Genomic DNA, 19,717 nt, shown 5'->3' with positions numbered 1-19,717 from the left:
CAGATAAAAGTTGTTGTTTGTAATATTATTTTACTAAAAGTATCTTGACATGTAAGTAAAATAAATATAAAATACAAATAAATAAATGTTTATTTATTTGTATTTTTTGGATGGTGATATGAAATGGCTAGAATTGCAGATCCTAAAAAAATGGATAATATCAAGAAAGCGGTGATGGAGTGTATAATAGATTATGGCTACTCAGGAGTGTCAATTGCTTTAATCTGTGAAAAAGCAGGAGTTTCACCTGGATATTTATACAGATATTATAATAGTAAAGAAGAATTGGTACAGGAATTGGTAGACCTGGAAATGAGTGCAATAGTTAATAGTTTTATATCAGATATCGATTCTTCTGACACGATGTATGAAGCCGGATATAAAACAATAAAGAAATTATTTATGAATGCAAACAAGGAACCCATGCTGGCAAAATTTGATGCTTCAGTTGTAATGGATCTAAAAATACTGACTAAAGAGAGATTTAGCAGTATCTTAAATTTGGCAGAAAAATGTATTGAGTTGGGGATAAAAACAGGTGAAATTAAATCTAATATAACTGCCGCGGAAGTATTGGTTGTATCTTTTACGATTCCATTTAGGTATCTATCATTTGCTTTGGAATTAGAAAATGATAAAAAATTTACAGAAAAAGAAGCTAAAAGGATAGCTCAAATATGTGTTAATGCACTGAAATAAATTTTTTGCTTCATTAATGAATAAATATTTATTTATCAATGAAGCAAAAAAGCAGTAATTTATATGATGTTCGTGCATATGATTTGATCGTATATTTGGAAGAAATGCATAAGAAATGGAGAGGTAGAAACTTGATGAAAAATAGAATAAAAATTAAACCATCCGATTTAGTAATCAATTTTATCGTAAATAGAAGCAAATATATCGAAATATTTTTCGCTGTCGTGGTTGCAATAAGCATGTTTTTATATCCGTTTGTGAAAGTCAATTATGATCTGACTAAATATCTCCCTGATACGACTGCATCCAAAGCCGGTTTGAATCTTATGGAGAAGGAGTTTGGTTATCCCGGTACCGCACGTATCATGATCAAAAATGTATCCTTGTATCAAGCCAAGCTGTATAAGCAGGAGATAGAGTCAGTGGATGGCGTAGATACGGTTTTCTGGGCAGATACAACAGATGATATTAAAAAGTATACTGACGTATATACCTCTGATACTTTCATAAAAGCTGAAAACATCCAGGATTATTATAAAGACAATTGTGCGGTGATGGATATTTCTTTTATTGCAGGAGATTCCGATACAAGGACATCGAAAGCACTGGATAAGATTCAAAAGATTGTAGGGGATAAGGGCAGCTTTACAGGACCAGCTGTTCAAAATAAATCTTTGAACGAGAGTTTGAATAGGGAAATGAAAAGTGCTACGGTAATTGTAGTTGGCGTTGTGGCATCGGTACTGATTCTGACAACAACAGCATGGCTGGAGCCCTTGTTGTTTCTTCTGGTAATGGGGATTGCCATCGTGATAAATATGGGAACAAACGTGTTTCTGGGAGAGATATCATTTATGACGGCAAGTGTGGCACCTGTTCTGCAGATGGCAGTTGCAATGGACTATTCTATTTTCCTGATGCATGCGTTCAGCAGAGAAAAAGATGAGGGCAAAGATCCCAAAGAAGCCATTAGGATTGCCATACGCCAATCCGCATCCTCTGTTATTGCCTGCGGTATGGCAACTATTATCGGCTTTTTAGCGCTGACCATTATGAAGTTCTCTATAGGCTATGACCTGGGTATTGTTCTGGCAAAGGGAATTTTTATCAGCCTGCTGACTGTTTTGTTTTTGATGCCTTCCATGATTATACGCAGTCAAAATATGATTCAAAAAACTGCACATCGTAAACTGATAAAGCTTCCTAAAAATCTAGCCAAAGGTATTTTCAAAGTCAAATATGTGGCGCTGGGACTTGCAATATTTTTGGCGGTGCCATGTTTTATTGCAAAAGACATGAACAGCTTTCTTTTCGGCAACTCGGCGGTGGGTGCAGGAGAAGGGACTCAAGTTTATAAAGATGAGCAGGAGATTGACGGGATTTTTGGAAGAAGCAATATGCTCATGGTATTGATACCAGATGATTCTAACATAAAAGAGAAACAATTGTCCGATGAGCTGGGTAAACTCAGTTATGTGAAAAAAGTAACTTCACTGGAAAATACGCTGCCGGAAGGTATACCGGAAAGTATTATTCCAAATCAAATTACCACACAATTTCACTCAGGAAAATATGCCCGAATACTAGTTTATATAAGGACACGGGAAGAAAGTGCTGCGGCATTTAGATATTCTGACGAGATCAAAGGTATCGTTCAAAAGTATTATCCGCAGCATTCGTTTTTAATTGGAGCCACGCCTTTTACACAGGATATCAAAACTATCATCACCAGGGATTATACCTTTGTAGACAAGCTTTCTCTATTGGGTGTGGTAGTTGTGGCAGTGTTTGCTTTCCGATCAATGTTGCTCCCCATTCTGTTGGTGATACCCATTGAAATAGCTATTTTTTTCAATATGGCAATACCTTATTTCATGGGAGAAAACATGATCTTCATGGGTTATATTATCGTCAGCTGTATCCAATTGGCTGCAACGGTGGACTATGCGATATTGATGACCAACTACTATTTGGAATATCGAATGCGTTTGGATAGAAAACAGGCTATTATGGAAACTATTTGGGCAGCGGTTCCACCTATTATGAATTCTGGAATAATTCTGTCCTTTGCAGGATATACACTTTATTTCACTTCCAGCATTGCGGCCATTGGTGCTATGGGTCATCTTATCGGACGTGGAGCACTGCTGAGCATTGCAATGGTAGTTATACTGCTGCCGGCACTTCTGTATATTTTTGATTCACCAATCTACAGGCATATTTCCAGAAGAAAGCAGCTAAAGGACAAAATCAAGAAAAAAATTGCAGGTAAGCTGCAATTGGGTGAAGTGTGCCCCAAGACAATAGATGATGATAAATCTGCTAAAAGTTTGGAGGGATTGAAGGATGAAAATTAGAAAAAAAATTATATCAAGTATGTTAATATTGCTGATTTTGATTGGCACTATGTCCAGTACGGCAATGGCGTCAGCACCGGGAGTCTCGGTGGATGAATCCGCTTATGTAAATCTGAATTACTATGGCACCCCCACCAATATAAATATAGTAAAAAGCTTAAGCTTAAACGGAAACAAGCAATTTACAGACTATGGCGAGTATGAAAAGGTAACTAATATGTCCAATAATACTGCTCCGACGGTGAAGGATGGATCGATCAGCTGGAATTTGAACAATTACGATGGAAAATTTTATTATGAATGCACCCCGAAAAAAGGAACTGTGGTTTTACCCTGGAACGTGGATGTGTCCTATTCTCTTAACGGTACTCCCATAGATGCCTCCAAGCTGGCGGGTGCGTCCGGATTAATTCAGATTGATGTAAAAGTAACGCCAAATACCAAGGCAAATATGTATTATAGAAACAATATGCTTTTGCAGATGCAGACCATAGTGGATATGTCAAAGGCATCCAGTGTGGATGCACCGGGGGCACAGGTCCAGACCATAGGCAATAAAAAAATTGTCATATTTGCTGCACTTCCGGGAGAGAAAGATACATTTACTCTCCGTATCGGTACAAACAGTTTTGAGACTGATGGTATTCTGCTGACCATGGTGCCGGGAACCTTAAAACAGATGCAGGATGTGAAAGATCTCAAAGATGACATTGATACATTCAGAGATTCTCTGAATTCTATCTACGACAGTACGAATACTCTTTTACAGACAACTGAAAATATGCAAAGCGGTCTGTCACAGGCTCAGTCTGGTTTATCCTCACTGGATCGTGCCAACAGCAACATAAGTGCCTCCAAGGACAGCTCTTTTGCCAAATCAGAAACAGCATTGGCGGATTTGTCAGAGATCACGGCCAATACGGCAGCAATGATCCCTCATATTAGTGAAGGGGAGAATGCTATTGAAGACTTGAACTATGATTTGAATGCAATGACAAAAACCATTGAAGGCTCAAAAACTGAGATAGAGCAATATAAGACTTCCATTAAAAATGTACAGGATGATATCACGGCACTGCGTGATGTTGTAAAAGATGTAAACAGCAAATCCGATGAAAGAGATGAGCTGCTGCAGCGTACCAAGTCAGATATAGAGGACATGCAAACAGATTTGGACAATTTGAGCGACAGCTCTGCTGACCTCAGCAGCAAGTTGAGTACAATCAGCTCTGACATATCCACGTTATCAAATGCCATGAAAAATGTAGAGTCGGAGTTTTCAGAGTTTTACGGGAAATACTCACAAATTATTGAGTCTAATGAAACACTGAAGACATTGTGCGACAGCATACAGAAAATGCTCTCATATGTTGACTCAACGCTCTCAGATCTTACTGAGGCATGTGATTCTGCCAGCGAACTGCTGAGTGTAACATCTGATATATCTGAAAATGGGAAAGATTATCTAAGTACTGCCAATAAAAGCATATCTTTGATAGAAGATTATTTTAAAGATTTTGATAAGGCAAGTAAAGTTACAGATGATATGCTGGGTGAGCAGAAGCAGATATTGTCAACCACCAGCAGTATGTTGACAAAAGGTGAGACGCTTATTGACAATGTTTCAGCAATCAATGATACAGCCAATAAGTACGAAAGTAGTTCTGTAAAGGCGTTACAGGACACGGGAACTCTTTTGGAAAGCATGGTGAAAGGTCTTAATAGTTCACAGGATTTTCTGAGTGATTTTGAATCTACGCTTAAAAACAACAGCGGTGATATCAGCCAGGGCAGCAGTGATATGCTCAAGGGTCTCATAAATGTATTGAAGCAGAGCCTTGAGGGAATTAAAACTACACCTACCATGCGGAAGGCAAATGATTCTATTAAGTCCACCACAGACAAGGAAATCGATAAATTTGAGAATGAGAACAGACTTCTGTACCTAGATCCGAAAGCAGAATTAATCTCATTTACTTCCAGTAAAAACCCTTCACCCAAGAGCATCCAGGTGATCATGAGAACACAGGAAATCAACAAGGACAGTGACAACAGAGACAATATTGCAAATGCAGATTCGGACGGAAAAGACGAGGGTGTACTTTACAGAATTGCTCGTGTATTTGTTCAGTTAAAGCAGGCTGTGGTATCAATTTTTTCAAATATCAACAAATAAATATACCGAAACTGGAATTTGGTCAAGGCGTCAAGTGACAGGAAATACCCGGGATTCACATAATTTAATATATTTAAAGATTTATTTTTGAGCTTGTTCAGGTGGCTTGTAATAGCCATTTTAAATAAGCTCTTTTTTATAGCTTTACAGAAAGATTTTATTTATGACAGACTGCTGTCAGGTTAAAAATGATATAATGGCTGTATATCAAAAATTACTGAAAAAATCTTTTCATGAAGGCGTGTTTAAGACCAGAAAAAAAGCTTGAAAAAAATTTGACAAGCTTGAAAAAAAATAATATACTTAATGACATAAAATAATATAGACTATGATGGAGAAACAAATATTTGCTGTATTAACTTAAGAGAGACGGCGTTTGGTGTGAGCTGGTGTTAACAAAATATTGAAATCACTCCGGAGTTTCCAAGTAGAAAGGTTTTTGCCAAGTAAACGGAGACGTGTACCAGCGATATATGGTTAGGGTTTGCATTAAATAAAATTTTTATTTGAAGCTGACCTGAATTGAGAGGCAGTTAGTTTATCTGATTGCAAATAAGGCGGTACCGCGGAGATAGATCTTTCGTCCTTATGAACATATGAAATGTGTTTATAAGGATGAAAGATTTTTTTATTCATTAAAATATAGGTAAATAAGAAAGGAGGATAGTTTTTATTTGAACACTGCAGCTTTATTATAAAATTCAAAGTACAAATAATTAGGATTTTCGGTTAAGGCTGAAAATCAAGCAATATTGAAAATTGGGGCAAATTGAAATGATTGTACAGAAGTAAAAAAGGGGGCTCATATATATGAATACTAATAGCAGTGTCACTAAAAGAAAATATTTGAATGTTGTTTTACCTTTGTTCATCGGCTCCATGCTGGCATATATTGACAGGCTGAATATATCATATGCTGCTTTGACCATGAACAAGGATTTGGGATTTAATGCCCAGATTTTTGGAATGGGTGCAGGTATTTTATTTTTTGGATATGTGGTGTTTGAAGTACCGGGCACCGTGTTTGCGGAAAAGCGAAGTCCAAGCAGGTGGGTTGTCAGGATTATGCTTACCTGGGGTATTGTTACCAGTCTTATGGGATTTGTGCATACGGAAATTCAATTTTATATTGTTCGTTTCTTGGTAGGGGCTGCAGAGGCGAGTTTTTATCCAGTTTGTTATTCGGCCATTGTGCCTCGCTGGTTTAATGCAAAGGAGAGGCCCAAGGCACTTTCGGTTTTATTGACTTCTATGCTTGTTTCAAGTATTATCGGTTCTCCTTTGGCAGGAGTAATCCTTAATGTTAAAGCTTTTGGTTTTGAGGGCTGGCAGATGCTGTTCCTCATGGAAGGGTCAATGGCCTTCATATTTGGAATAATTCTTATTTTCTGGCTGAAGGATTGGCCTGAAGATGTCAATTGGCTGACTGCTCAAGAGAAAAAGAAGATAAGAGCAGATTACGAAAAAGAGATTGCCGTGAAGAATTCCATAAAAAAATATACCTTATGGGAAGCATTGAAGGATAAAACAGTACTTAAATTATGTTTTATATATTTTATGTGGGTTACCGGATTCTGGGGATTTGGTTTCTGGCTGCCTACGGTTTTAAAGTCAGTATCCGGGCTGAGTAATTCCAGTGTGAGCTGGTTGATTATAATACCTATGTCTGCAGCGCTTGCTGGTTTTATATTTAATGGTAATTCCAGCTCCAGGACCGGGGAAACAAAATGGCATATAGCTCTTCCACTTTTCATTGGAGCTGCTGGTATGGCTTTTGGAACCATGGTTTCCAATCCGGTATTAAGTTTCATATTTACCTGTGTCACTGCTATAGGTGTGTATGTGGGAATGGGAGTCTGGTGGAGTGTACCCATATCCTTTTTATCCGGACCGGCAGCAGCTGGTGCCACTGGTTTGATCAATTCAGTAGGAAATATGGGAGGATGGGTTGGACCATATTTTGTGGGATTTATTAAAAATAGTACAGGATCTTATACGACTGCATACATTTGTTTGTCTGTATCATTGATAATTTCAGGACTTGTGATGCTGACACTCAAGAAAAAAGTTGACGTTGATGAATTGTCAGGTCAACAGGACAAGGATGATTTAGATAAAATTAAAGTGGGATAATAAAAAAATAGATTGGTCAATAATAAGCATGTCAAAAGTACTCTTAAAAAAGAATATTTTTGGCATGCTTATTATTGATAATGTTGCTGATATATAAATGCAGACAATAAAAGCTCGATACCTATAATAGTGGTTGTCCAAAAGAGAAGCAATTTTACAACAATCAAAACTTAAAATATAGTTAGAAGGGAAATGAGTATTATGAGTGAAGAAATTTTAGAACCTTTTTTGCAAGTCATGCCTGTTTTAAAAGAAATATTGCAGGAAGATGTTTTTGCTGCTGTTGCAGATACTTCAAAATTCTTATATTATAGACCCGGTGACAACATTGATGCAAAGATAAAAGTGGGCAGCAAAGTTCCAGTTGAGGACTTATTGTATAAAACGCTTAAAGAAGGGAAGGGATACAGTGCAGTTGTTCCAAAGGAAATATTCGGAACACCATTTAGAGGTGTCACATATCCTGTTAAAAATTCAGATGGCGATGTCATAGGTGCTGTTGGCGTTGGAAGAAGTTTAGATAAGCAGATGAAATTGGAAGAATCAGCGGATACATTGTTTTCTGGTCTAGAAGAAACCGGTGCAGGTATTGAAGAAATTAATTCCGGCTCTGAAAAAATGAATCAAATGATATGTAACATGTCCGAAATTACAAGACAGGCAGAGAAGCAAATAGAAGAAAGTAATGAAATAATAAGCATGATACAAAATATAGCGTCACAGTCAAATTTATTGGGACTTAATGCAGCAATAGAAGCGGCCAGATCCGGAGAACAGGGGAAGGGATTTGCAGTAGTTGCAAGTGAAATGAGGAAACTGGCCCAATTAAGCGGTGAATCCTCAAAAAAGGTTTCAAGGGCATTATCGGAAATAAGTAATAATATAAAAAATATATTTGAGACAGTCAATCAAGTTAAATCTGTTTCAGAAAAGCAGGTGACTTCAATGAAAGAAATTACTTCCACATTGGAAGAGATCACCGCAAGTGCACAGACAATGACTGAAATTTCCAAAGTAGAGTGAATTTAGGAAGCTTTTATGAATGCTGCCGAGTTCTAGGAATAGAAAGAGTATGGTATGAACAGGCAGACACGAGAATTTTGTGGGAATATTTTAACGTATTTCAATTATACCACTGAAGTCTATATACAATTGTATAGGCTTTTTTATATTTAGCAAATAAAAATTCATCTTTATAGGGTATTATATGAAATAAGTGCTATGCAAGGCAGTAAGTGAATTATTGTGAAGGCAGTAGACTTATTGGTAACTCAAATTAAAGGAATCTTATTGCAAAAGGTGATTGATGGTATGCAGTACTTCATAAAGCTTTTCTACATGAAAAGTCAATACCTGGAATTGGTATGAAAGTAAAAGAGAAAGTGGAATAGTATCCATATTTTAATGATAAATGGTAAAAAGACTTTAATACGAATAATAAATAGAATTTTTAAAGAATGGGGAATAGAATGTGAACATAAATGATTTTGAGAAGCACATAGGTAAAACAATTTTAGGCAGGGGATATGATTATTATAACAATGGAAACATAGTCGAATTCCATAAAAACGGGAATAGTGAATATGTTTTTCTTGTAGAAGGAAGCGAAAAATACCGGGTAGATATAAAAATAGATGAAGGTGGAGATATACTGTATTCAAATTGCGACTGCCCTTATGATTTTGGACCTGTATGCAAACATCAAGCTGCAGCTTATTTCAAGCTGAATGAGATATTAAATGGAAAATCAACTGATAAATTCAAGAAATATGAAATAGAACGCAAACCTGAAGTAAAAAAAATGTTGGAAAACTTTTCAAAAGAAAAGTTGATGGATATTATAGAAGATATAGTTGAGGATGATGATAATTTAAAGAACAAAATAGTTTTTAAATATTCACCGGTTGATAAAAAACAGGAAATCAGCAGATGTAAAAAACTTATGAATTCGATAGTACGAAAATACAAGGGAAGAGATGGTTTTATTTCCTATATGGAAGCCTGTGATTTTGCCAGCGAAATGGAGGTTATACTGAAAAGAATAAAAGAAATATGTGAAATTGGCAATGATCCTCTGCTTTCATTGGATATTGCCATTGTGATTCTGCATGAATCCGTAAAAGCTTTCCAATATGCAGATGATTCAGATGGAGATATAGGAATGCTTGTGTCGGAAATAATAGATACTATAGGTAAAATTGCGCATTTTTCTAAAGATATAAATACAAGAAGAAAAACATTTAAAAAATTACTGAAAGAAGCTGAAAACAGTATTTTTGATGGCTGGGATGATTATAGGATTAATTTGATTCAAATCTGTTCCGAGTTTGCAGATAATGAGGAATTTAGGAATCAACTCAAAATCAAAATAGAGGATCTGCTCAACAGCATGTCCCATAATAGCTACAATGAATATGGGGTTGAAAGAATACTGTTGATACTGTTTGATATTATAGATAAATATGGTACTAAAGAAGAATCTGAAAAGTTTATAGAGAAAAATATTGGATTTTCATCTTTCAGAAGGATACTTATAGGCAGGTTCATGAAAGCAGGAAACTATTCAAGAGTTATAGAACTGGCACTTGAAGGTGAAAAGCAGGACAAAAATTATGCTGGATTAGTATTGGAATGGAAAGAGATAAGATACAGGGCCTATAAAAAACTTTCATTGAAGGAAAAACAGGAGAAACTGGCAAAAGAGCTATTATTTGATGGTAGGTTTGAATACTATGGAGAGCTTAAAAAGCTAAATAACGGAAATTACAAAAACTTTTACAATAATATCAAAAGAGAAATAAAAAACTGTAAAAACTGGCAGGCAAAAAGTGTTTACCTTGAACTTATAGTTCAAGAAAAAGATATTGATGAATTGATGAAATATGTTAAAGAAAATCCATCCAGTATAGAAGAATATGCCTACTTGCTTATTGATAAACACAGAGAAGAGGTTATAAAATTATATGAAAAAAATATCCGGGAAAGTGCAAGAGAAGCATCAAACAGGGTGCAGTACAAAAGAGTTTGTAAAATTATAAAGAGATATAAAAAGATAGCCGGTAGGGAAAAGACAAAAGAAATTATAAATGTGCTGGGTGCTATCTACAGGAGACGACCGGCATTTCTTGATGAAATGGGAAAGATCAAATGCTGATGATCTTGATGAAGATGAAAATCAGTTTTTAAGAACTTTTGGAGATAGAAGAGCTTTTGAAAATTGAAGCAGACTTTTCTAAAATAAAACCAAAATAAGGGTCAGTTAAAGTGATTTTATCTGCTTTAACTGTTTTTTTATTTTTTGTCAAAAACTTTTATCGTTACTGACAGTCCATGTCATTGTAGTTGTATATAATAAAAATATAGAATACAAACATTAAAGGCGGGGTATTGTGTGGATTATGAGGATATGGACAGGGAAACGCTTATCAGGATTTTACGGGAAAAGGACACTGTGCTCGAAAAATTGTATATGGAAAGGGAAAAATTGAATTACTATGCAAGTACAGATGCTATGACTGGAGTGTTGAACAGAAGATCAGGTCTGGAGATGCTGAATAAAGAACTTAATTTGTCAAGGATAGGCAATAAAAATCTTGTTGTCTGCTTTGTTGATGTAGATGGATTAAAAATAGTAAACGATAACTTTGGACATCAGGAAGGCGATAAGCTTTTGATAAATACAGCTAAAATACTGAAAGACAGTATTAGAAAAACTGATTTTGTAATTAGAATGGGCGGGGATGAATTTCTAGTGATATTTCCAGGCGCTGCAATGGAGGAAGTTCATAAAATTTGGCATAGAATTGAGGAAAAATTAAAGGAATACAATGAGAATAATGAAAATTATAATTTTAGCTTGAGCTGTGGATTTTGTGAGTGCAGGAAAGGAATGCAGTGTGGAATGTCTGTGGAGGATTTAATAAAAAATGCGGATTTTGAAATGTATAAGAAAAAATTGCAAAAAAAGAAGGAATTATAAATATATATGTATAATTAGTTAATAAAATGTTAACAAAATATAAGGAAGGGCACATATATATGGAGAGATTTAAAGCAGATGTAGTACTGTCTATATACAATCAATTAAAAGAAGGAAAAGTGATTGTAAAGAATGATGTAATAGATAAATTCAATATCAATGAAAGAACTTTTTACAGATATATAAAAGACATAAAGAAATTTGTAGAAGACCAATCTGACGGCGAGCTAATGGGAGAAGAAATTGTATCAGACAGAGAAAAAGGCGGATATATCTTAAAAGGCGGGCAGGAGAAAAATCTAAGCGAAAAAGAAATACTGGCAGTTTCCAAGGTGCTTTTAGAGAGCAGAGGTTTTATAAAAGCGGAAATAAAAGATATAATTTACAAACTTCTTGATAATTGCATATCTAAGGACAGGGAGAATATCAAATACATTATAGGCAACGAGCTCATGAATTATGTTCCTCCAAAACATGGGAAAAAGCTTTTGGATAAGCTTTGGAAAATAAGTGCTGCAATAAAAGATAAAAATGTACTGGAAATCGGGTATTTCAAAATTGGTACGGGCGGAAAAATAGAGGAGAAAATCTCGAAAAGAACCCTGTATCCCCAGGGTCTGTTGTTTTCTGAATACTATTTTTATCTTATAGCTTTAATAGAAGATAAAAGCTATGAATATCCTGCCATCTACAGGGTGGATAGAATTGAAAAACTAATTGTTACAGACAGGAAATACAAGTTGGATTACAGCAAAAGATTTAAGGACGGGGAGTTCAGAAAGTTAATCCAGTTCATGCAGGCAGGGGAGCTGGAAAGAGTGAGATTCAGGTATACAGGCAGATCCATAGAGGCAGTTTTAGATAAACTTCCTAATGCCAGAATAATAGAAGAAAAAAAGGGTGAATACATGGTGGAAGCCAGGGTATTCGGGAAGGGAATAAAGATGTGGCTTTTGAGTCAGGGAGATTCTGTGGAGGTCTTGAGCTCAGATGGATTCAGAGAGGACATGATAGAGACTATAGACAGAATGAGAGAGATGTACAGATGAGCTTTTTATATAAGAAAATTGAAATCGAATGATTGTTTAGCATATGAAATAAAACTGAAGGAGGTTGTTTGAATGGAACATTTAATTAGGGTGAAAGGCACAGGTAATATCAATGTTAAGCCGAATTTAATTGTTATTACCATGAACCTTGAATCGCAGCATTATAATTATGACAAGACAATGGAACTTGCGGCTGATTCAGTAGAGATTTTACAAAATGCAATTGAATCAGCAGGTTTTGACAAAAAAGATCTAAAAACAACAAGTTTTAATATAAAAACACACTATGAAAGTTATCGTGATAATAACGACAATTATAGAAGCAAATTTGATGGATACATTTGCAGGCAAAGTTTAAAAATTGAGTTTGATTTTGACACAGAAGTAATGTCAAAGGTATTTGCTGCTATTGCAAAAACGCAAATAAGTCCACAGCTGGATATACAGTTTTCTGTTAAGGATAAATCTGTTATCAGTGAAAGGCTTTTGGTAAGTGCTGCCAAAAATGCGAAACACAAGGCGGAAATTTTAGCAAAAGCATCAGGAGTCATTCTTGGGGATCTGGTTAGTATTGATTACAATTGGAGTGAACTGCACCTTTATTCTCAAACAAGATGTGGGGTAGAGGAAAATTGTATGGCTGTTCAGTCATCTTATGCTCCGGGTATCGAACCAGATGATATAAAAGTCAGTGATACAGTTTTATTTGTATGGGAGATAAAATGATAAGACATTACATAGAAAATAACTATTAAGGGATGATAGAATGGATTTCGCATGGGTTGGATTTGATAGAAAAATAAATTCTGAAATGTTAATAGATGCTTTGAAACAAAAGTTTAATTTATCAAATTGTTATGAATATTCTATAGATAGGTTGCCGGTGTTGCTTAATACATTAAATTTAAAGAATATTAAAGAGGGTGCATCTATAGTTTTTTATAAAGTAATAAAAAATGAAAGCGAGTTTCCTGTAGTTTGGGAATTTATTTGGTTTCCAGATTTGCAAAATGGTATCAGGAGTGACTTAGTTATAGCTTATTATTTATCAGAGATTCTTAATTGTAAAACTATAACTGATGGGAGTGATTTTGGACTTGATGCCAGTTCATATTGGGGTATAGTATTTGACGGAGGAAGAGTATTTTTAGTTGACGACCTGGAAACACGATTTTATGGTGATGGAGACAATGTGCTAAAAATTATAAAAGAATTGAATATACAAGAAGTAATTAAAATGTAAAAGAAATATTTATGTGAGGCGGTGGAATTATATGTTAAATATACCTTTAGGAAAATTGGTTGTTTGTAAGAATGATATAAAAATAAATTATATAGTATTTCCGCAACCTTTAAAAGTTATTGATAAATGCAACTATTATGTGGATGCTAGGTATTTAATACTTGTGGATACAAGAGCTATTAAAGCAGGTGATAAAATTAAATGCTTTATTGATTGTGAAAATGTTGAAACATATATTAATGGTGGAGAATATCTAGTGCTTTTAGATTTTATAAAAGATAACGTATTAATAAGTTTGGGTGGATATGAGATATTGTATAATTGTGATGATAAAAATTTTGCATTTGATATATATTACATTAAGAACGGATTGGGAGTGTATTTTATTGATACAAAGTATGTTGAAAAGTTCAAGTTGGCAATATCATGGATGAATCTGGAAACTAAACGAAATGAATTATCCACATGGTATGCATCAGATCCATTTTTGTGTAAAAAATAGTACGATATTTTATAAATTAGAAAGTTACTATTAATGAATAATTTGGGAAAATTTAATGATGTGGGAAAAGTATAACGAAGGAATAACTATTGGTAAAGTTGGCTCTGAAAATGGAATAGTGATAATTGATGAAACTTATGGCGATGAAGCCCGAATAACACTTGAACGGGATTGTGGTAATATACCATTTGCTATAACCATAGGCATCTATGGCCTAATGGTCCATACAGCTTTTGCTTCCAGTAATGGTGAAGCTGAGAAGAAATATTGTGAAATGAAAGAAGATGTGAAAAAATTATTGGATAATTGGAAAGCAGAAGAAGATGATGAATTAGATGACTGGATGGATCAATTTTGTAATAAGTATTGATAATGGTTAGATGGATTATAGGAGAAATTAAATATGGAATATATGAAAATAATTATTTCTACTTTTGCAACATTTGTTGCCGCATATATTGCTGCTACTTTGGCATATAAAAATAGTAAAAAAATAAAATATTATGATGAAAAAAGAAAAATATATTATGATTTAGCTTCAATACTTCCTATTGTAGATGAAATAGAATGTCAATCGGATTACTTAGATGGTAGTGAAGGCTGTGGTAATGCTGAGGTTAAAACAAAAATAATGGAAATACAATTGGAAGATGCAGAAGAACATTTGGCAGAATGTAAGAAGAGAAGTGGAAATCTTAAAAAAGATGAAAAAATTGAAATAGAAATATCAAACCTTAAATATAAAATAGAAAAGCATAAAAAATATTTAAAAGAATTTTCAGAACTTAAGCACAAAATAGAGTATTTTAAAAAAGATGGTAAGGAGAATCTTATGAGGATTTTTGCAAGTATAGCTGTCTGGAATAGTTATATAAGTCTCATTGTTGCATTAAGTAATGAACATAATATTGATATTGGGGTTACCACTGAAGATATAAAATATTGTATTAATAATTTAATTAATAATATAAGGAAAGATTTGAATTGAGTAAAACAAAGAACATACAGGTGAAAAGAATTTAGCGGCTGACAGAGAAATGGGTTTGTAATAGATTGGGCATTTTGCCCTATTTTTTTGGGCATTTTTATGCCTGCTTACACTGATGGAAAAGATGAGATTTAAATCATACTTAACAAAATGATATAATTCTTATTAAAAAATATTGACTGGGACAATAAAAAGAGGTAATATAATTGTATTGACTAAGACAATGAGGCCTAAGTTAGGTGGTGGTGGATTGATAGGATTAGAATATATCTTAGGACTTTACAATATGCAGCATATGGAACTTGCCAAAGAACTTGGATTGAAAAAACAAAATATTAACTTGTGGATAAAGGGCAGGCAGGGTATACCCAAAAAATATTTGCCCAGACTTGAAAAGATATTTGGAATCAGCAGGGAGTATTTTCCTAAAGAGTTAAATGAAATAGAAAAACTTGAAATTCAAAAAGAAAAATTGAAAAAGGAATTAAATCCCGTAATTGAAAAATATGATAAACAGTTTATGGTAAAAGAGACCAATTGTATCTATAAAGTGCCAATTTACGATAAAGAGGAGATAAACAGGATTGGGAGAAAGATTGAGAAAGCAAAACTTGTTTCTAAATTTAAACAGGCTTTGGATGTAGTAGATGACAATCCATATATGGATACATATAGGCTTATTACTGAATTGCTGAACAAAGCTCAGCAGGAAGTTGTTCTCCATAGGACCATCGAGGCACTAGCACATTACCTGGAGGTTCTTCCGGATAAAATAAACAGTGATGAAAGCCAGGATGAATTTGAAAGTGAAATATTTGAAATATTTGACGATTATAATTTTTAGAATAATTACTTAATACAGAAGAATAACCAGGGAGGAATAAAACAATGTCAACAGGAAATATTGGATTTGAGGAAACACTGTGGAAATCTGCAGACAAACTGAGAAGCAGCATGGATGCTGCGGAATACAAGCATGTGGTATTGGGGCTTATATTTTTAAAATATATTTCCGATAAATTTGAAACCAAACACCAGGAGCTTGTAGAAGAGGGAGAGGGATTTGAAGAGGATAGGGATGAATACGAAGCAGAAAATATATTCTGGGTTCCCAAAGAAGCAAGATGGGAGTACATAAGAGATAATGCCAAAAGTCCCAAAATAGGACAATTGATTGATGATGCCATGATTTTGATAGAAAAAGAAAATCCTACACTTAAAGGTGTTTTAGATAAGAGGTATGCAAGGCCGGAACTTGACAAGAGAAGACTTGGAGAACTTATAGATTTGATTTCTACCATAAAACTTCATAAAAATAGTGAGAAGGATTTACTGGGAAGGGTGTATGAGTATTTTCTCGGAAAATTTGCAGATGCAGAAGGAAAAGGCGGCGGGGAATTCTATACCCCTACTTCTGTTGTCAAGACATTGGTTGAAATGATAGAGCCCTATCAGGGGAGAATATATGATCCCTGCTGCGGCAGCGGCGGCATGTTCGTTCAGAGTGAAAAATTTATCAAGGAACATCAGGGGAGAGTCAATGATTTGTCCATTTATGGCCAGGAGCTAAATTCTACTACCTGGAAGCTCTGCAGGATGAACCTTGCCATAAGAGGGCTGGATGCAAATATAGGACCTCACAATGATGATACCTTCTATAATGATCTCCATAAAACTTTGAAAGCAGATTTTATTCTGGCGAATCCGCCTTTTAATGTAAGTGACTGGGGCGGTGATAAATTGACAGAAGATGTCAGGTGGAAATACGGCATTCCGCCGGAGGGAAATGCAAACTATGCATGGCTTCAGCACATGGTGTATCACCTGGCTCCCAATGGTTGTGCAGGGATAGTCCTGGCAAATGGAGCACTTAGCTCAAACACTTCAAATGAAGGAGAAATAAGAAAAAATTTAATTGAGGCACATTTGGTAGATGCAGTAGTTGCACTACCTGACAAGCTTTTTTATTCAACAAGCATACCAGCTTCACTTTGGATATTAAACAGGAATAGAAAGAATAATACTGAATTTAGGTGCAGGGAAGACGAAATACTCTTTATAGATGCCAGAAATCTGGGAGAAATGATTGACAGAAGGCACAGGGAGCTGAGTGAAGAAGATATAAAAAAAATTGCAGATACCTACCATAGGTACAGAAATATAGATGGAAACTATGGGGATATCAAGGGCTTTTGCAAAGCAGCAAAACTTGATGAAGTGAGACAAAATGAATATGTACTGACCCCCGGAAGATATGTGGGAATAGAAGAAACAAAATATGATGGAATTCCATTTGATGAAAAAATGAAAACACTCACTGGCGAATTAGGAGAATTGTTTGATAAATCCCACTGCTTAGAAGAAGAGATAAGGAAAAATCTTAGGGGGATTGGGTATGGAATCTAACGGATGGAGAGAGTGTAAATTAATAAATGTTGTTCAATTTAATCCAAAAGAAAGTATAAAAAAGGGTGATATGGCAAAAAAAATATCAATGGATAAGTTAGAATCATATACCAGGAAAATAACAGGATTTGAAATAGCAAAATTTAAAGGTGGTACAAAATTTAGAAATGGTGATACACTTTTAGCTCGGATAACTCCATGTTTGGAAAATGGCAAAACAGCTCAAGTAGGTATATTGAATAAAAATGAAGTGGCATTTGGTTCGACAGAATTTATAGTCCTTAGAGAAAAGTTAGGTATTACAGACAATGATTTTATTTATTATATGTCAATCTCACCTGAATTTAGGAATTTAGCCATAAGATCTATGAATGGTTCGTCAGGTCGTCAAAGAGTTCAAAAAGATGTTTTAGAGGAATGTGAAATTAAATTACCGCTTTTAAAAGAACAAAAAGCAATAGCACATATTCTTTCAACCTTAGATGAAAAAATAGAGGTCAACAACCAAATCAACAAGACTCTTGAAAAAATGGCTCAATTAATATTTAAACACTGGTTTGTGGATTTTGAGTTTCCCAATGAAGAAGGGAAGCCTTATAAATCAAGCGAAGGAAAGATGGTTGAAAGTGAGCTGGGGATGATTCCTGAGGGATGGAAAGTTGAAGAATTAGGGAATTTAGCGAAAAAAGTGATTACAGGTAAAACTCCTTCTACAAAAAATGAAAAAAATTATGGAAATAAATATCCATTTATAACTATTCCAGATATGCATAATAGTATATTTGTAATAAAGGCTGAAAGATTCTTATCAGAAATTGGGAACCAAACTCAGATCAAAAAGTTATTGCCTAAAAATTCTATAATGGTATCATGTATTGCAACTGTTGGATTGGTAAGTATAAATGCAATTCCTGCACATACCAATCAGCAGATAAATAGTGTAATACCTAAAAATGATGAAGATTTATATTATTTCTATGAATATTTAAATCTTATAGGTGATAAGCTTAAAACAATTGGTTCTACAGGAAGCACTACTTTAAATGTAAACAAGACAGAATTTGAAAAAATTAAATGTATTTATCCGCTAAGTAAAATTGTAAAAGATTTTCATAGTTTAATTAGAAGTAGTTTTGAGATAATTAAGCAAAGACAAATAGAGAATGAAATACTAATAGATTTGAGAGATACATTACTTCCAAAACTTATGTCAGGGGAAATAAGGGTACCTTTGAATAATTGAAAATTAGTTAAGTGATTTTAATTTATTAAAGAGGGTGATTAGAATAGAAAAACTTGAAGATGTATTTAGAAATTTTGATACAGCACCAGTTCTATTTATTGGTGCTGGTATCTCTAGAAGATATTTGGGGTTGGCAAATTGGGAAACTCTTTTGCGTGAAATGGCAAAATTGACTAAAGATAATGAGTTCGCATTTGAAATATACAGTAGAAAAGCTAAAAATGAGGGATTTAAAATTGGTGAGTTTCAGAAAATAGCAGAATTGATAGAATGTGATTTATCGGATATTTGGTTTGAAGATCCTAAGTTTGAGGAGAGTAGGAGAGAATATAAAGAACTTGCCTTAGCAGGAGCCTCGCCATTGAAAATAGAAATTGCTAAATATATTAAAAATAATTCTCTAAGTGTTAAGGAAGAGTATGCTGATGAAATTAAATTGTTCAAGAAACTAGGTAAAAAGAGTATAGCAGCAGTTATTACAACAAATTATGATAATTTTATAGAAGACAGTTTATATAATTATAGGAGATTTATAGGACAAGAAGAGCTTATATTTTCAAATATACAGGGAGTAGGTGAAATATATAAAATTCATGGCTGTTGCACTGAACCGGATTCCATAGTAATTAATGAGAAAGATTACTTGAATTTTGAGGAAAATAATGCATATCTTGCAGCCAAGATATTGACCATTTTCTTGGAACATCCAATTATTTTTCTTGGGTATTCTATTGAAGATAAAGATATTAAGAGTATTTTAAAGGCAATAGTGAAATGTCTTTCAAAGGAAAAATTAGAGAAATTTAAAAAAAGGCTTATTTTTGTAGAATGGAATAATTCAAGTGAGGAGGATCAAATATCAACTCATAGTATATCTTTTGAAGATGAAAAAACTTTAAATATGACGAGGATATATATTAAGGATTATTCTAGATTATATAA

General features: G+C 34.2%; 17 protein-coding genes and 1 other annotated feature. All 17 genes read left to right on the top strand.

Annotated features, from left to right (window positions below):
• Positions 1–123 precede the first annotated feature (123 nt).
• On the top strand, positions 124–699 hold the full coding sequence (locus tag CLLU_RS05445; RefSeq protein WP_106008564.1) for a TetR/AcrR family transcriptional regulator: 576 nt from the start codon (positions 124–126) through the stop codon (positions 697–699).
• 134 nt (positions 700–833) lie between these two features.
• Positions 834–3,056 (top strand): efflux RND transporter permease subunit, encoded by a 2,223-nt coding sequence (locus tag CLLU_RS05440; protein ID WP_158255883.1) that lies wholly within the window; start codon positions 834–836, stop codon positions 3,054–3,056.
• Complete coding sequence (locus CLLU_RS05435; RefSeq protein ID WP_106008562.1) at positions 3,046–5,232, top strand: hypothetical protein; 2,187 nt, start codon at positions 3,046–3,048, stop codon at positions 5,230–5,232. The genes CLLU_RS05440 and CLLU_RS05435 overlap by 11 nt, the downstream gene beginning before the upstream one ends.
• A gap of 319 nt (positions 5,233–5,551) precedes the next feature.
• Positions 5,552–5,823, top strand: a binding site (T-box leader).
• Between the two features lie 219 nt (positions 5,824–6,042).
• Complete coding sequence (locus tag CLLU_RS05430; protein ID WP_106008561.1) at positions 6,043–7,365, top strand: MFS transporter; 1,323 nt, start codon at positions 6,043–6,045, stop codon at positions 7,363–7,365.
• A 192-nt stretch (positions 7,366–7,557) separates the two neighbouring features.
• The gene (locus CLLU_RS19300) at positions 7,558–8,388 is read left to right on the top strand and encodes a methyl-accepting chemotaxis protein (RefSeq protein WP_434735236.1); all 831 of its coding nucleotides are present in this window, start codon (positions 7,558–7,560) and stop codon (positions 8,386–8,388) included.
• Positions 8,389–8,836: 448 nt separating this feature from the next.
• Positions 8,837–10,519, top strand: coding sequence for an SWIM zinc finger family protein (locus tag CLLU_RS05420; RefSeq protein WP_106008560.1), 1,683 nt, complete (start codon positions 8,837–8,839; stop codon positions 10,517–10,519).
• 237 nt (positions 10,520–10,756) lie between these two features.
• The gene (locus CLLU_RS05415; protein WP_106008559.1) at positions 10,757–11,344 is read left to right on the top strand and encodes a GGDEF domain-containing protein; all 588 of its coding nucleotides are present in this window, start codon (positions 10,757–10,759) and stop codon (positions 11,342–11,344) included.
• A gap of 59 nt (positions 11,345–11,403) precedes the next feature.
• A complete protein-coding gene (locus CLLU_RS05410; RefSeq protein WP_158255881.1) occupies positions 11,404–12,393 on the top strand; it encodes a helix-turn-helix transcriptional regulator in 990 nt (329 codons plus the stop codon).
• A 72-nt stretch (positions 12,394–12,465) separates the two neighbouring features.
• Positions 12,466–13,119 carry an SIMPL domain-containing protein gene (locus CLLU_RS05405; RefSeq protein ID WP_106008557.1) on the top strand — a complete coding sequence of 218 codons (654 nt, stop codon included), beginning with the start codon at positions 12,466–12,468 and terminating at the stop codon, positions 13,117–13,119.
• A 40-nt stretch (positions 13,120–13,159) separates the two neighbouring features.
• A complete protein-coding gene (locus CLLU_RS05400) occupies positions 13,160–13,636 on the top strand; it encodes a hypothetical protein (protein ID WP_106008556.1) in 477 nt (158 codons plus the stop codon).
• 31 nt (positions 13,637–13,667) lie between these two features.
• A complete protein-coding gene (locus CLLU_RS05395) occupies positions 13,668–14,138 on the top strand; it encodes a hypothetical protein (protein ID WP_106008555.1) in 471 nt (156 codons plus the stop codon).
• Positions 14,139–14,196: 58 nt separating this feature from the next.
• Entirely contained in the window at positions 14,197–14,508 is a 312-nt protein-coding gene (locus CLLU_RS05390; protein WP_106008554.1) for a hypothetical protein, read from the top strand.
• A gap of 33 nt (positions 14,509–14,541) precedes the next feature.
• The gene (locus tag CLLU_RS05385) at positions 14,542–15,126 is read left to right on the top strand and encodes a hypothetical protein (RefSeq protein WP_106008553.1); all 585 of its coding nucleotides are present in this window, start codon (positions 14,542–14,544) and stop codon (positions 15,124–15,126) included.
• A gap of 211 nt (positions 15,127–15,337) precedes the next feature.
• Positions 15,338–15,970 carry a helix-turn-helix domain-containing protein gene (locus tag CLLU_RS05380; RefSeq protein WP_207655950.1) on the top strand — a complete coding sequence of 211 codons (633 nt, stop codon included), beginning with the start codon at positions 15,338–15,340 and terminating at the stop codon, positions 15,968–15,970.
• Positions 15,971–16,014: 44 nt separating this feature from the next.
• Positions 16,015–17,532: a class I SAM-dependent DNA methyltransferase gene (locus CLLU_RS05375; RefSeq protein ID WP_106008551.1), complete on the top strand. Its 1,518-nt coding sequence runs from the start codon at positions 16,015–16,017 to the stop codon at positions 17,530–17,532.
• Positions 17,522–18,775, top strand: coding sequence for a restriction endonuclease subunit S (locus CLLU_RS05370; RefSeq protein ID WP_106008550.1), 1,254 nt, complete (start codon positions 17,522–17,524; stop codon positions 18,773–18,775). Before CLLU_RS05375 ends, CLLU_RS05370 begins: the two co-directional genes overlap by 11 nt.
• 34 nt (positions 18,776–18,809) lie before the next feature.
• A partial coding sequence (locus CLLU_RS05365) for an SIR2 family protein (RefSeq protein WP_207655949.1) occupies positions 18,810–19,717 on the top strand: 908 nt, incomplete at its 3' end.

The organism is Clostridium luticellarii (assembly GCF_002995845.1).
Classification (GTDB): Bacteria; Bacillota; Clostridia; order Clostridiales; family Clostridiaceae; genus Clostridium_B; species Clostridium_B luticellarii.
This window is presented reverse-complemented; position numbering and strand designations above follow the sequence as displayed.

What these genes read in the sequence shown, in the direction of transcription:
- CLLU_RS05435 (WP_106008562.1), top strand. Translation starts at nt 3,046, where the DNA reads ATGAAAATTAGAAAAAAAATTATATCAAGTATGTTAATATTGCTGATT.
- CLLU_RS19300 (WP_434735236.1), top strand. Translation starts at nt 7,558, where the DNA reads ATGAGTATTATGAGTGAAGAAATTTTAGAACCTTTTTTGCAAGTCATG.
- CLLU_RS05410 (WP_158255881.1), top strand. Translation starts at nt 11,404, where the DNA reads ATGGAGAGATTTAAAGCAGATGTAGTACTGTCTATATACAATCAATTA.
- CLLU_RS05445 (WP_106008564.1), top strand. Translation starts at nt 124, where the DNA reads ATGGCTAGAATTGCAGATCCTAAAAAAATGGATAATATCAAGAAAGCG.
- CLLU_RS05400 (WP_106008556.1), top strand. Translation starts at nt 13,160, where the DNA reads ATGGATTTCGCATGGGTTGGATTTGATAGAAAAATAAATTCTGAAATG.
- CLLU_RS05440 (WP_158255883.1), top strand. Translation starts at nt 834, where the DNA reads ATGAAAAATAGAATAAAAATTAAACCATCCGATTTAGTAATCAATTTT.
- CLLU_RS05385 (WP_106008553.1), top strand. Translation starts at nt 14,542, where the DNA reads ATGGAATATATGAAAATAATTATTTCTACTTTTGCAACATTTGTTGCC.
- CLLU_RS05395 (WP_106008555.1), top strand. Translation starts at nt 13,668, where the DNA reads ATGTTAAATATACCTTTAGGAAAATTGGTTGTTTGTAAGAATGATATA.
- CLLU_RS05405 (WP_106008557.1), top strand. Translation starts at nt 12,466, where the DNA reads ATGGAACATTTAATTAGGGTGAAAGGCACAGGTAATATCAATGTTAAG.
- CLLU_RS05390 (WP_106008554.1), top strand. Translation starts at nt 14,197, where the DNA reads ATGTGGGAAAAGTATAACGAAGGAATAACTATTGGTAAAGTTGGCTCT.
- CLLU_RS05370 (WP_106008550.1), top strand. Translation starts at nt 17,522, where the DNA reads ATGGAATCTAACGGATGGAGAGAGTGTAAATTAATAAATGTTGTTCAA.
- CLLU_RS05430 (WP_106008561.1), top strand. Translation starts at nt 6,043, where the DNA reads ATGAATACTAATAGCAGTGTCACTAAAAGAAAATATTTGAATGTTGTT.
- CLLU_RS05375 (WP_106008551.1), top strand. Translation starts at nt 16,015, where the DNA reads ATGTCAACAGGAAATATTGGATTTGAGGAAACACTGTGGAAATCTGCA.